Annotated in this window: 10 protein-coding genes; 8 read left to right on the top strand and 2 right to left on the bottom strand. The window is 38.4% G+C overall.

All coding sequences use genetic code 11. The features are described 5' to 3' along the window. Positions 1-72 precede the first annotated feature (72 nt). The 3 genes from ACFFUE_RS08735 to ACFFUE_RS08725 all read left to right on the top strand — a co-directional run bounded on the left by ACFFUE_RS08735 (position 73) and on the right by ACFFUE_RS08725 (position 4287). A complete protein-coding gene (locus ACFFUE_RS08735) occupies positions 73-1338 on the top strand; it encodes an ABC transporter permease (protein WP_376834516.1) in 1266 nt (421 codons plus the stop codon). Positions 1339-1686: 348 nt separating this feature from the next. After that, a complete protein-coding gene (locus tag ACFFUE_RS08730; protein ID WP_376834514.1) occupies positions 1687-2877 on the top strand; it encodes an efflux RND transporter periplasmic adaptor subunit in 1191 nt (396 codons plus the stop codon). A gap of 57 nt (positions 2878-2934) precedes the next feature. Then, positions 2935-4287, top strand: coding sequence for a TolC family protein (locus tag ACFFUE_RS08725; protein WP_376834512.1), 1353 nt, complete (start codon positions 2935-2937; stop codon positions 4285-4287). A 369-nt stretch (positions 4288-4656) separates the two neighbouring features. Here ACFFUE_RS08725 and ACFFUE_RS08720 read toward each other — a convergent pair whose 3' ends face one another. After that, on the bottom strand, positions 4657-6237 hold the full coding sequence (locus ACFFUE_RS08720; protein WP_376834510.1) for a glycoside hydrolase family 10-like protein: 1581 nt from the start codon (positions 6235-6237) through the stop codon (positions 4657-4659). A 296-nt stretch (positions 6238-6533) separates the two neighbouring features. Between ACFFUE_RS08720 and ACFFUE_RS08715 the strand changes: the two genes are divergently transcribed. From ACFFUE_RS08715 to ACFFUE_RS08695, 5 genes are all read left to right on the top strand, one after another. Further along, positions 6534-6866 carry a PadR family transcriptional regulator gene (locus ACFFUE_RS08715; protein WP_376834508.1) on the top strand — a complete coding sequence of 111 codons (333 nt, stop codon included), beginning with the start codon at positions 6534-6536 and terminating at the stop codon, positions 6864-6866. Between the two features lie 13 nt (positions 6867-6879). After that, positions 6880-8592, top strand: a complete 1713-nt coding sequence (locus tag ACFFUE_RS08710) for a PspC domain-containing protein (protein ID WP_376834506.1) — start codon at positions 6880-6882, stop codon at positions 8590-8592. A 216-nt stretch (positions 8593-8808) separates the two neighbouring features. Then, positions 8809-8955 (top strand): hypothetical protein, encoded by a 147-nt coding sequence (locus ACFFUE_RS08705; RefSeq protein ID WP_376834503.1) that lies wholly within the window; start codon positions 8809-8811, stop codon positions 8953-8955. A gap of 155 nt (positions 8956-9110) precedes the next feature. Next, the gene (locus ACFFUE_RS08700; RefSeq protein ID WP_376834501.1) at positions 9111-11303 is read left to right on the top strand and encodes a TonB-dependent receptor domain-containing protein; all 2193 of its coding nucleotides are present in this window, start codon (positions 9111-9113) and stop codon (positions 11301-11303) included. 122 nt (positions 11304-11425) lie between these two features. Continuing rightward, the gene (locus ACFFUE_RS08695; RefSeq protein ID WP_376834499.1) at positions 11426-12631 is read left to right on the top strand and encodes an RsmB/NOP family class I SAM-dependent RNA methyltransferase; all 1206 of its coding nucleotides are present in this window, start codon (positions 11426-11428) and stop codon (positions 12629-12631) included. Between the two features lie 83 nt (positions 12632-12714). Here the strand turns inward: ACFFUE_RS08695 and ACFFUE_RS08690 are convergent, their stop codons facing one another. Further along, positions 12715-14847, bottom strand: coding sequence for a TonB-dependent receptor (locus ACFFUE_RS08690; protein ID WP_376834497.1), 2133 nt, complete (start codon positions 14845-14847; stop codon positions 12715-12717). Between the last annotated feature and the right edge of the window lie 56 nt (positions 14848-14903).

Genomic DNA, 14903 nt, shown 5'->3' with positions numbered 1-14903 from the left:
CTCAACACTTAAAACTCTTAAGAAAGTCTTTTCTCTTTCCTCTTTCTTCTTTCTTCTAAAAAAAATAAAAAAATGAAAATATTATTGAAATACGATACTTGGCAAGAGATTTATTATTCCCTTCAGAATAACAAACTGCGTACTTTCCTTACAATGATAGGGGTAGCGTGGGGAATGTTCCTCTATGTTTCGCTTTTGGGTGCTGCCAAAGGTATGGAAAATGGTTTTGATAAATTGTTTTCTGGCTTTGCTACCAATACGATTTTCCTTTGGCCACAGAGTACCAACATTCCTTATGCTGGTTTTCCCAAAGGACGAATAATGGAGCTCAAAATAGGGGATATGGACTATCTCAAAAGTAAAATTCCAGAAATTGATTATATCTCTCCTCAAACCTCCAAAGGAAATTTTGGTTCCGAAGGTGTCCAGATGTATCGCAACGAAAAGAAAGCTACCTATACCCTGAATGGTGACTATCCCATCGGGAATAAAATATCAGAAAAAGCATTGATTTTTGGGCGTTATCTGAACGATGCCGATGTTGCCGAAAGAAAAAATGTAGCCGTAATAGGCGAGGAAATTTATAAAAACTTTTTCGACCATAAGAAGAACGAAAATCCCATTGGAAAATCCATCAATATCAGAGGAACTTTCTTCAATGTGATTGGCGTTTTTAGAACCAAAGGCGTGGGAATGGAAAATGACCAAACGGTATATATCCCACTATCCACCTTTACACAGATGTTTAATGAAGGGGATAATGTAGGGCATTTTGCCATCGTAGGAAAACCCGATGCCGATATTACCGCCATAGAAGAACGGGCAAAAAATGAACTGAAAAATAAATACAATGCCTCGCCAGAGGACGCCAACGCTTTTGGAAGTTTTAACCTAGGGAAAGAATTTGCCAAGCTTACAGGCTTTCTACAAGGAATGCAGCTGCTCACCATCATTGTAGGGACACTCACTATCTTAGCGGGAGTTATTGCCATTTCCAATATCTTGCTCATCACCGTGAAAGAAAGAACCAAGGAAATCGGTATCCGCCGTGCTTTGGGTGCCAAGCCATCGGAGGTACGCAATCAGATTTTACTAGAAAGCATCGTCATTACACTTTCCTCAGGTTTATTAGGATTTATGATGGGAATGCTCCTGCTGATGCTTTTGGACACACTCACACAGGGACAAACGGAATTTCCGTTTTACAACCCGAGCGTAGATTACACCAATGTATTCTCTGCAATGGCAGTAATGCTCACCTTAGGCTTGGTGGTGGGGATGATACCGGCACAAAGAGCCATCAAAATAAGACCGATAGAAGCATTGAGAAGTGAATAATCACAATAGATTTATGCAAAAACAAAAAATATAAATAGAAAAAACTTTGAATTAATAAAAATAATTTTGCATTTGATTTCCCGCAATGTGTTTGAAATAAAATGTAATTGCAGGAGAGGACAAACAAGGTTGTTTGTAACCAAATGCAATCGCAGGAAAGGAGAAATAAGGTTGTTTATAACCAAATTCAACCGCAGGAAAGGACAAACAAGGTTGATTATAACCAAATGCAACGGAAGGAAAGGAAAAACAAAGTTGTTTTAAATAAAATACAGTATTAGGAAATCACAAACAAGGTTGATTGAAATCAATTAACCATTAATAATTAACCATTAACAATTAAAAAAAATGAATAAAAAATCCAAATTTAAAAAAGCACTATACATTGTGCTAGGTATTGTAGGACTTGGAGTTTTGGGTGCCGTACTGAACTATTTCATCAGCTCCAATTCTGAAAAGCAAGAAGAGTTTCTTACCAAAAAACCTTTTGTACAAACCCTAGAAGACAAAGTGATGGCAACGGGGAAAATTGTTCCGAGAGAGGAAATTGAAATAAAACCCAATATGCCAGGTATTTTGGATAAAATCTTGGTGAAAGAAGGCGATGTGGTAACGGCTGGTCAGCTCATTGCAACCCTTAGAATCGTACCGAATGTACAAAGTGTTAATGCCGCTCAGCAGGAGGTGAACAACGCCAATCTACAAATCAGCAATGCTAATCTGAACCTAAGCAATCAGCAGAAACAATTTGAAATGCAACAAAAACTGTATCAGCAGGGCGTTATCTCGAAACAAGAATACCTCACTTCCCAACAACAATTGCAGTCGGCTCAAATCCAACTGAAAAATGCCCATCAGCAACTGACCACAGCACAGAAAAGTTTGCAAATTGCCAGAACAGGCGTTACGCCAGAGCTTCAAAACCTTGCCACTACGCAAATTCGTTCCAAGGCATCGGGCACCGTACTAGAAGTACCCGTAAAGGTGGGTGAGCAGGTGATAGAAGCCAATTCCTTCAATGCTGGGACTACCATTGCTTCTGTAGCCAATCTCAATTCCTTGATTTTTGAAGGCAATATAGACGAAGCCCAAGCAGGAAAACTGAAAGAAGGAATGCCTATGAACATCATCATCGGGGCTCTTCAAAACAAAAAATTCTCTGGGCGACTTACGATGATTGCCCCTAAAGGAAAGGAAGAAAGTGGCACCATCAAATTTCCTGTGGAAGGTGATGTTTTCAACCCTGATAACGAGTATATCCGTGCTGGCTTTTCTGCCAATGGAGAGGTGGTGCTTAGTTCTCATAAAGATGCCTTGCTTTTAGACGAAAGTTTGGTACAGTATGAGAAAAAAGATGGAAAAGATGTTCCATTCGTAGAAGTGAAACAAGCCGATGGTAAGTTTAAAAAAGTATTCGTAAAACTAGGCGGTAGCGATGGTATCAATGTTCAAATTCTTTCTGGCTTAACCAAAGATTCTGAGGTGAAAGTATGGAACCCTAGCGATAAAGACAAAGAAGCCCTAAAAGAGAAAAAGTAAAAATCTAAAATCTAACCTCTAACCCTCTAATTTCTAACCTCTAACCCCCAACTTCCAATGAAAAAAACATTCGTTATACTATTCTCCTTATCCTCCTTCTGGGCATTTTCTCAAAAGAAATGGTCTCTGAAAGAGTGCGTGGATTATGCACTAAACAACAACCTTCAGATTATTTCCAACCAATATCAGAAACAAATCCAAGACAAAAATCTGGCAATAGCAGAAAATGAATACTTGCCCTCAGTAGGTGCTAATGTGAACAACTCTGTAAGCTTTGGACAGACCCAAGGCTTCCAAGGCAGCATTGGACGAAATGATAACTTTAACAATAGCGCTAATATCTCCGCCAATGTATTGCTCTACAATGGTAAAAGATTGGAGAAGCAAGTCCGAAGAAGTCAGTTTAATGTAGAAGTGGCTCTACACGATTTGGAAACCGTGAAGAATAATATTTCCTTACAAATTGTACAGCAATATTTGGCTGTTCTACTCAATAAGGAAATTCTAAAAATCAATACCAGTGCCTTAGAAAACGCTCAGAAACTCTATGACAGAGCCAAAATCACTACAGAAGTAGGCACCACAGCACAGACGGTATTGGCAGAAGCAGAGGCAGCATTAGCAAGAGAAAAACAAAACTATAAAACCGCAGAAATAGACATCAAGCGGAATCTTTTTGCCTTAGCCCAACTGCTTCAGTTGAAGGATTATCAAGATTTTGATGTGGAAGATATTCTCCTGCAAGACCAGCTAGACCCTGCACAGCAACAGTCATTAGAAACAGTACTGAACAATGCCTATACCCAGCAACCTGAAATAAAATCTGCTGAGCAAAAAATTAAAATAGCGGAAACCGAAACCGAAATTGCTAAGACCAATTTCCTACCTACTGTAACGGCAAATGCAGGATTGGGCTCTTTCTACTTCAATTCTTTGGTCACCGATATCACGGGGATGGATGCTTTCGGGAATATCATCAAAGAGAAAAACTTTTTTGAGCAGTATAAAAACAATTTTTCCCAGCAACTGGGGTTATCCATTAACATCCCAATTTTCAATAAAGGAAATACCAAGCTGCAAGTAGAACAGGCTAAAATAAATGAAGCCATCGCCAAAAACAATTTAGCATTACAGAAGCAAGAATTACTGCAAAGCATCCAAAAAGTTTTCTTTGATTTAGAAGCCAATTATGAAAATCACCTAGCCGCCTTAGAAGCCGAAAAAAGCTCTAAGTTGGCATTAGAATTTACAGAAAAAAGCTATCTAGCGGGGCGTTCTACCATCTATGACCTTAATATTGCCAGAAATAACTTTGCCAATGCCCAAGGCACTGTAGCCCAAACGAAATACAATTTTATGTTTAATCTGAAGCTACTTCAGTTCTACACCGATGGAAAATTGGAATTGTAAACATAATCTGTCACATATTGAGATTCTTCTAGGCAAAGCTCAAGCGTATTAGGAGATAAAAAGCCTGCTTTCACTAATTGTGAGCTGGCTTTATTTTTTTTTATGAAGTTCATCTTAAATTATGCAATAGGCTTTAAGCCGTAAGTCATAAGCTTTGAAACAGTTCAAAGAACAAATTGTCAGCCTGAGCGAAGTCGATCCGCCTGAACGAAGTCGAAGGCTGATTCTGTCCTCTGCATAAGCCCTTTGTGTCCTTTGTGGTAAAAAAAACACCGCTAAGACGCCAAGAAACGCGAAGATGTTAATTGTTAATGATAAATTGTTAGCTGTCAACCAACTCAAAACTCAAAACTCAAAATTTAAAAAAAATCACTGCACTTCCACTGCATCATAGTCGCTTTCGTTGCCCAATCTATCCACTGCTTTGATGGCAACATCCGTTAGATTTCGTCCATATTTTTGCATTGGCAATAGTTTGTTTTGCTCCTTTGCAGTCAAAATTTCGGTTTCCCATTGGTTGCCATATTTGGCGTATAAAATCCAAGCTCTTACCTGCTTTTCGTTTCGGGATAGCCATCTCGTTTCCAGATTATTCCCTATTTTTCTAGCTGTGAGTTCTGGCTTTACGATAGCCTCCGCTTTCAGCCAAGGACTAACGGGCACTAGGGCTTTTTCTTTATAAGCGTCTTTCAGAGCAGAGAGCATCGCTGGGCTTTTAGAAATCCCATCCATACTATAATGGATTTCCCCCGCTTTCTTCCCTAGTAGCGAGCGAGTGGTACGGATTTGCCCTACAATTTCCGCTGGGCGATCGCTAGATTTTACACCAATAGTATTAAGCCCTGCCCAAAGATGGATGTTTTTATAGTTTTCATCATTCCACCATTTTAGAAGTGCGGAGAAACTCTGGGCTCCCCCTTCTTTCCAATACAACTGTGGAGCAAAATAATCACACCAGCCTTCATTGAGCCACAATTTGGCATCAGCAAACAATTCATCATACTGAGATGACCCCGTAATTCCTTTAGGATAGCCAGGTTTCCAAATTCCAAATGGCGAGATACCAAATTTTACAAATGGCTTTTCTGCTTTGATTTCATCGTGAATCCTTTTGATAAATTTATTGACATTAGCCCTTCTCCAATCTGCTCGGGACAGTGTTCCTCCTTCATTCTGATAAGCTTTCCAAGTTTTAGCATCGGGGAAATCCTTACCACCGTTATAATCTCTATAAGGATAGAAATAATCATCAATATGAATGGCATCTATATCATAGCGTTTTACCAAATCTTTTATCACTCTGGAAGTATGATTTTGCACTTGTTGATCAGACGGGTCCATCCAATACATCCCATTTTGTAAACGATGGATAGATTCAGGCATCTGATGCACAATGCTTTTACTTGTAACTGCTCCTCCCGAAGAATGGTGAGCACGATAAGGATTCAGCCATACGTGAAGTTCCATTCCGCGTTTGTGTGCTTCTGAAATCCAAAATTCTAGTGGGTCATAAAACGGCGAAGGCGATTTCCCTATCTGCCCTGTAAGAAAATAAGACCAAGGCTCTAAATCACTTTTATACAAAGCGTCTCCCGAAGGTCTTGCCTGAAATACCACCGCATTGAAATTGGCTTCTTGCAGCATATCTAAGATTCTTATGGCTTCCGCTTTTTGCAATTCTGTATTATAGTTGCCTTTAGATGGCCAGTTGATATTAGCCACCGTAGCAATCCAAGCGGCACGAAACTCTCTATTCACCGAAGGCAATTGATATTGCTTCACAGCTTTAGGTTTCTCTGCTCTGGGTTTTTCGGCAGGTTTTGTAATAGGCTTTTGTTGAGCTACAACAGGTGTTGTTTTTTTAACAGTTGTTTTCTTCTGTGTAGCACATCCTCCGAGTACAGCCACCGAAAGAATAAGTATAGCGTGTTTTAATTGACTTATTTTCATATCGCAAAAATAAAGTTTTTTTGATTATAGATGTTAGAAATTAGATGTTGGAGGTTAGAAATTAGAGGTTAGAGATTGGAAATTGGAGGATTAAGAAGATTTACTTTGTTTTAGATTCCTCTTTACCCTCAATAAAAACCACTTTATACACTACCTTGTAAAAAATATTAGCTTTGATTTTCAATTGATTAAAAATAAATATACTACTTTGTATTGCAAGTTACTATTTTATTTTTATATCTTTGCGATGTAATTAAGAGAAGAAGAACAATTAAAATTTAACAAACCTAAAAAATATGAATACCGAAAATACGAAAGCACAGATGCGAAAGGGTATTTTGGAGTTCTGCATTCTTTCGCTTATCAATAGAAAGGAAATGTATGTTTCTGACCTGATAGATGAATTGAAAAAAGGACAATTGGACGTTGTGGAAGGCACACTCTACCCTTTACTCACCAGATTGAAAAATGGAGAATTTCTCTCTTACAGATGGGAGGAATCCACGGGAGGTCCTCCAAGAAAATACTATCAAATTACCGATAAAGGTAAAATATTCTTGCAAGAACTTCAGAATACTTGGAACGAACTTACCAGCTCCGTCAATCAAATCACTCAAAACCCAAACTAAAAACATTACCATTATGAACAAGACACTTTCCATAGCACTCGCAGGTTTCTCTTTCATCATAGAAGAACACGCCTATATCAAGTTGAGCGATTATCTCGCTGCCCTCAGAAATACTTTGGATGCCAACGAAGCCGATGAAGTAATGCACGATATCGAAATCCGAATGGTGGAAATTTTTAAAGAACATCTGGGCAAGAGAGAAGTCCTCAATACAGAAGATGTAGAACGCGTTATCGCCCAAATAGGAAAACCAGAGCAAATAGAAGAGCAAGAAGATGCTTATTTCTCTGAATACTCTTCTCAACAAACTAAAACCAACGCCACCACAGCGCAAAAACAACTCTTCCGCGACCCTTCTCAGCAAAAAATTGCAGGGGTATGTGCTGGCTTGGCTCAGTATGTGGGCTTAGATGTCAGCCTAATGCGTGCCATCTGGCTAGGAATGGCATTCTTGGGTATCTTTACTGCAGCGGTTTCTACCACACTCATTATCATTGTTTATATCATCCTTTGGATTGTATTGCCAACGGCTAAAACAGCATCAGACTTTCTGAAAATGAAAGGACAACCCGTGAATTTTGACACTCTGAAAGAGGAATCCAATAAACTGCTAAAATTTGCCAACGATTCTTCCCAAAAAGTAGGTGAACTGTATAACGAAAACAAACCCTACATCAATTCCGCAGGGCAAGGCATCTGGAATGTAGTTCGCTATGTGTTGGGAGGTACTCTCGCCTTTATGGCAATATCTTGTTTCTTGGGCATCTTTGCCATCTTCGGACTTTTCGGTATTGATAATATGGAAGGGTTCAATCAATTAGATTATATCTTTGAAGACCAAACCTCTTTCCTTCTCAAAATATTGATGACCATAGGCATTTTAATCCCTACTTTATTGTTTGGATTACTGTCCATCAAACTTCTTTCGCCAAAGACTAAAATCCGAAACTTAGGTTTTGTATTGGGGGGACTATTTGTGGTACTTTTAGGCTTGGGAACTTATTTCGGGGTTGCCATTGCCAAGAACGATATGCTCTACAAAGGCTACAAGGAAGACACGGAGGAGATTGCCATCAATACCGATAGAGATACCCTCTATGTAGATTTGAAAAAAGTAGAAATTCCTCAGAAATTGACCGCTTACGATTCGGATTTATTCTCGGATAAAAAGATAGTATTCGAAGGTGATCATCCCGATATAGAAATTACCCAAAAGGCTGATGTAAAAACCCCTTACCTCATCGTGAAGAAAAATGCTAAAGGGTATAATGTGCCAATGGAAATGAATATCCCTGTAGAGATTATCGGTAATAAAATATTGCTTCCTAACTTTATAAAGTATCCATACCAGCACCGTTTCAGAGATTATAATGTAGATTATGAATTGGTGGTTCCTGAAAATACTTCGGTCATTTCACTCTCGGATAAAATTGACATCGATGATGATGAAAATTTTAGCAACCCTAATGCACAGGATAATAGCAGTAGCTCTAGTTCTATCTCCATAGACAACGGAAAAATTACCATCAATGGCAAAACACTTTCCTTTAGTGATAAAGACAGCGTTATTATAGATAATAAAAAATACTCTAAAAAAGAGGCTGAAAAAATCATTGGGAAAGATGTAGATAACATTAAAAAAGAAGTGGAAACCGAAATGAAAAATCTGGAAAAAGATATGAAAGACTTAGAACAAGACTTAAAAGAGCTTTCTAAAGAGTTTTAACAGCAGATTTTATAGCTTATCCAGCAAATAGAAGAGAAAAAAGTCAGATGATTATCCATATTAAACTAACTACTGATAACCATTAACGAAACTAACCATCTGGCTTTTCTCTTGCCTATCCCCACCCATACGGTGAACATCTGCCACATCTTCTGCCACTTTTCCTATACCATAGTGCAGATTTCCCAAACCTTAGCACAGCTCCCCCGAAGAATAGTGAAGGTCTCCCAAACAATAGTAGAGCTCTCCCGAAGAATGGCAGACCTCTGCGGAGAAACGGCAGAGATTAAAATTCAAAAAACATCATTTACTATTAAAAAGTCTATCTATACTAAACCTCAGGAGAGATACACTATTCAATAGATAAGATTAAAATTTGAAATATTCATTATTGACGCCCATTCTTTTACTGAAAAAATATCATTCAAGATGTAATGAAACGGCTCGTTCAGTTGTCTTAATTAAGGAAGAAAGAAGAAAGAAAACTTAAATACCTTATTAAACATTAAATCAAAATTATGAAAAAACTAATCATCACTACCGCAATGCTATCATTTGTAATCCTAACGGCACAAGAACAGCCTAAGAAAGATAGCCTATCTACCAAGAAAATAGAAAGCGTTACCATTACTAAAAAGGTGGTGCAGCATAAAAGCGACCGTCTGGTGTTTGATGTTTCTGCAACGCCCTCTACCAAAGGGAACTCCGCTTTTGAAGTGCTAAAACAAACCCCTACCGTAAGCACTACCGATGATAAAGATTTTAAAATATTAGGTAAAAACAGCGTGGTGTTTTACATCAATGGGCGTCCAAGTAATATGAATAGCGATGCTATTCTTCAACTTCTAAAAAGCACCCCTGCGGAAAACATCTCCAAGATAGAAGTCATCTCTACCCCTGGTAGCGAATATGATATCCCTTCTGGAATGGGCATCGTGAATATTCTGATGAAAAAGAAAACCACCGATGGCTACAATGGCACTCTGAAGCTGGAAAACACCCAAAGAGTCTATAATAACAGTAATTCTAATGTAAACCTCAACTTCCGAAAGAATAAACTGGCAGGAAACTTTAATATAGGCTATAGTGATTTTACAAACAAACAAGATATGGTCTTGGAAAGCGGCTCCAGCAGCATCAGCACCAAGAGCGTTGGAGAAAGCATCACTCCTAAAAAGGACCTCAGCCTTAATGCTTCTTTGGATTATGATTTAACGGATAAAAGCTACCTCAACTGGACGCTCAATAGCTACTTCTCCGATTCTAATAATGATATCATGAAGTTTTACAATGAAACCTTTGTTAATAGTCTTTTTCAAGAATCTACTTTAATGGAAAACCGCTCCACGAAAAATACTAAAAACTTTTCCATAGGGCTCAATTATGATTTGAAACTAGACGACAAAGGGAGTAAACTGATGCTGAAAGCTGCCTATATGCACTATGAGAACCAGCAACATCAGCAGAATAGAAATTACCAAGCGTCTTCTATGGCATTGCTGTATGGGTTCAATCAATCTTTGCCACAAATTATTGATAATGTTTCTTTCAAAACCGATTGGATTAAGAAATTTAAAGATGAATCTACACTGTCCATCGGCGGAAATTATAACTTTACCAAAACTGATAATAACACTTATTTTGAAAAAGGAGATGGCATCCACTTTGTAAAAGATGATGAGCAAAGTAATCACTTTACCTATCAAGAAAATGTAGGAGCCCTCTATGCCAACTATGAAAGAATGTTGAGCGAGAAAATCAGTTCCAAAATAGGGCTACGCTATGAATTGACCCATACCAAAGGCGATGTACTGGGCAAGGTGGGAGATTTTTATCACTTTAAAAATCAGTACGGCAATCTTCTTCCTTTCTTGAACTTGGCATATAACATCAGTGACCAGCACAATCTGTCTTATAACTTCAGTAGCAGAGTGGGAAGACCATCTTTCTGGGAAATTAACCCTGTGAGAACCTATGTTACTAATACCAACTATATTCAGAACAGCCCTTTTCTACTGCCTATCAAAAGTTACATCCAAGAGCTGACCTATATGTACCGACAGGCTTATTTCCTTTCTTTGGGATACGGCTATTATGATGATGAGAGCACCCAGATTCCCTTGCAAAGAGATAATACCATACGCTATATCCGTACCAATTATGGCTCTAAACAACAGATGACTGCCACGCTGGGAATGCAAAAAACATTCTTCAAAAATAGATGGGTTGCCAACTATACCTTTACTATAGTACACGATATTTTCAAAGGAAAAGTAGATACAGACCCTATTACTCAAGAGAAATTTACGCCTTATGTTTTAGATAGGACTTCCTCTTTCTTTGTCATCAGTACCAATAATCAGGTTGGTTTAGATAAAAACAAAACCCTTTGGCTGGGGATGAATTATGTCTATGTTTCTTCCCAGAATATGGAGCTTGGAAAACTAAAACCTATACAAGGATTAGATATTTCATTAAGGAAAAATTGGAAAGATTGGACCTTCAAAGCCAGCGTAAATGATATATTCAATAGTATGGGGAAAATCACCATTCGCAATTTCCAAAATGGACACTTTAATAATGTTTGGCAAAATTCTAATATGAGAAGCTATGCCCTCTCCATCACCTACAACTTTGGAAATCAAAAACTGAAATCCATAAGGAAAAGTGAAAATGCCAACGAAGAAATACGCAGCAGAACGGGAAAATAAAAAAGACTAATAAAAGAGGTAGGATTCAATGGAAAATCCTGCCTTTTTCTTCTAAAAATAAACCGTACTTTTGCAAAATGATTTAGCACAATGCTAAAACGCAACAAAAAGAAACAATTTTTATGGAACTAATACATCGCAATCTTCTCATCGGTATTCACGATGCTCTGAAAGAAACCTTTTTTGAAAAAAATAAATACGCAGACAAAGTTATAGAACGATTGCTGAAAGCTCATAAAAAATGGGGAAGCGAAGATAGAAAAACCGTTTCTGAAATTTTCTACAACATCATCCGTTGGAAAAAACGCTTAGAATACTATATGGGCGAAGGGGTAAAGCCTGGCAATATCTACAAGCTAATCTTGGCGTATCTTCTGTGGAGTAAAACCAAATATAAAAAATTTGAAGAATTTGAAGGGATTAAAATCGCAGATATTCTGAAAAAATTAGACAAAAATACCTTCCCTTCCAAAGCGATAGAGCACTCTATTCCAGATTGGCTGGCAGAGACCTTAGAGAAAGAGTTGGGCAATCATTGGGAAAAAGAAATGAAAGCCCTCAATGAGCAGGCTCCTACGGTATTGCGTGCCAATACACTCAAAATTACGGTGAAAGACCTCGTCCAAGAGCTGAAAGAAGAAAATGTAGAAGCTATGCCACTAAGCCACTATCCAGATGCGGTGCAATTGGCTGAAAAGAAAAATGTATTCCTCACTTCCGCTTTCAAAGATGGTTGGTTTGAAGTGCAAGATGCCAGTTCGCAGAAAATTGCCCACCTTTTAGATGTAAAAGAAGGAATGCGCGTAGTAGATGCCTGTGCAGGAGCAGGAGGGAAAACCCTTCATCTTGCTGCTTTGATGAAAAACAAAGGGCAAATCATAGCCTTGGATATTTTTGATTGGAAACTCGCCGAGCTAAAGCGTAGAGCAAAGCGTGCAGGGGCTCACAATATAGAAACACGCCTTATCTCTGATAATAAAGTCATCAAACGCCTTCACGAAAAAGCTGATAGGCTTCTGATAGACGCACCTTGTTCTGGCTTAGGTGTTCTAAAGAGAAATCCTGATAGCAAATGGAAAATAGACCAAGATTTTATCAATCGCATCAAGGAAGAGCAACAAAGCATCTTGCAAGATTACTCTAAAATATTGAAAAAAGGAGGAAAGATGATTTACGCCACTTGTTCCATTTTACCTTCTGAAAATAATGAGCAAGTCACCATCTTTTTAGAAAGAAACCCTGATTTTAAATTAGTGAAAGACGAAAAAATAATGCCAAGTGAAGGCTATGATGGCTTCTATATGGCATTGATAGAAAGGGTATATTAAATCATTATTATAACCCGATGTAAAAAAAAAGTAGTACAAATATGTATAGTAATGGCTTCCAATTTTTAGGAAGCCATTGTTGCTTAAAACTGATAACTAATGGTTGCTCTCACATTGCGTCCGCGTCCTAGGTAGGCTTGCATTGCAGATTGATACACTTCGTGAGCAGGGTCGTTGCTGTACAAATCGTTATTAGACAATGCACTTCGGAAGTACAATTGATTGAAAATATTTTCTACATTCAAACCAAAACGAACTTTACTTTTCGTTTGGTAATACACTGTTCCGTTGGTTAAAACATAGGAAGGCAAAGTCTGGGTGTTGAACTGGTTTTGATAAGTTTTATCCGCATAGTACACGCCAATACCCACACCGAAACCTTTTAGTTGGTGGTCAAATTCATAATTCAGCCACGAGTTGAAGGTATGTTTTGGTGTCCACGGAGTGCGGTTGCCAATGATGTCTTGGCTTTCGGTGCTTTGTCCTTTGGAGATGAATTTAGCATCGGTAAAGGCGTAGCCTAATTTTAAATACACTTGGCGGGTTGGCGACCAATCGGCATCGAGTTCAAATCCTTTAGACGCAGCACCGCCCACTTGGGAGATGATATTATGCCCTACCAAAACATTGTTTTTCTCTATGTAGAACCCCGCCAGATGGATGTTGTATTGCTTAGGCTTAGACCATTTTGCACCAGCTTCCACCTGATAGCCTCGTTCTGGTTTGAAAGGTTCATTAGTTCTATGGTTGTGCGAACGCATTGGCTTAAAATAATTGGATGTAGAAGCATAAACGCTCAATAATTCAGGGATGGGCTGGTAAGAAATGCCTAATCGGTAAGTTAAATTATTAAACTCATCTCTGTTGAATTGCTCTGGAGCTGAAGGAGCTTGTCTCGGCATATATTTCCCTGAAAAATAATCGTACCGAAGACTTACCAAGGCTTGTAATCTTTCCGAAAACTGTATCCAATCGCTGAAATAAGTTCCAATCATCAATTCATTGATTTTCAAAATACCCCACGCATCACCAAGGTATTTGTTTCCCATAGTATGGAAATTGTCCACGGGGATATCTGTGTTAGCTACTGAGGTGTGCACATCTCTGTAAATGGTTTTTCTGTCCAGATAAGATATGGTATTGCCCACAAGGAACTGATGTTTGGTTCTCCCTAAATCAAAATTGAAATGATAGTGCAACTGATTGCTGGTAGGACGCGTAAGGTGGTTGAAATGGTATTCCCCATTATAAAACGAAATGGTTTGTTGATTCGGGTTGAAAAACAGCACTTCATCCATCATATAATCAATGTTGTCTCTGTAATGCGAGAGAACATTTGTGAGTTTGCTATTGTTATTGAAACGGTGGGTGAATTTCCCCTGAATTTCGGTTCTTTTGTTTTTGATATAGTCAAACGGGCTGGTGTAGTTTTTTTGATAATCAATCCCCGAAATGACATCACCGTGATTGTCTGTAGGGATTCCTGCATCGCCGCCATAATGGTCTTTGTTGTATTGTACATAAAGTTCAAATTCCGTTCTTGGCGAAGCAAGATATTGAAAGGTTGCCGAGATATTATTGGTATTTTCTGGGACATTTCGCCAGCCATTAGATTTGTTAAAACCAGCATCTATGCGATATCTCAGTTTATTAGAAATAGGGCCACCCACTCCAAAAGTAGAGTAATAAGTATCATAACTTCCGTAGGTAACCGCAGCATTTCCTTTAAGGCTTGCCGAAGGTTTTTTTCTCACGATATTGATGATGCCACCCAATGCAGAATGCCCAAAGATATCTCCACTAGGGCCTTTTAGAAACTCTATTCGCTCTACATTGGCAAGGTTGGTAGATGGGGCACTTTGGGTAATGTTATGCCTTTCATCTCTCACACCGTTATTGAGAATCACAAAATTATCAAACCCACGAACATTGAAAAACTGAAATCCTCCGTATTGATTCACCGAATGAACCCCTGGAATGTTTTGTACCACATCTTCCATTTTGGTAATATTTTGTTCTTCAATGAAGCTATGAGGCATCACATTGATGGACATTGGTGCTTTTAGCCCAGAGATATCCAAATGATTCACTTGTAGTTTCTTTTCTGCATTGATGATGATTTCTGCAATGGTTTGTACAGAATCTTTTTGGGTTTCGATATGTTGTGCCGTTGCAGAAGCGGATAACAATAGAATAGGAATAAGTATTTTGTTCATAAATTGTAGTTTTTTTTAAAAAAAAGTTTTGAGTTATCCCCCTCACCCCCGAAGGG

The organism is Bergeyella porcorum (genome assembly GCF_042427575.1).
Lineage (GTDB): Bacteria > Bacteroidota > Bacteroidia > Flavobacteriales > Weeksellaceae > Bergeyella > Bergeyella porcorum.
The sequence above is the reverse complement of the archived record's forward strand: the minus strand, read 5'-3'. Positions and strand labels throughout refer to the sequence as shown.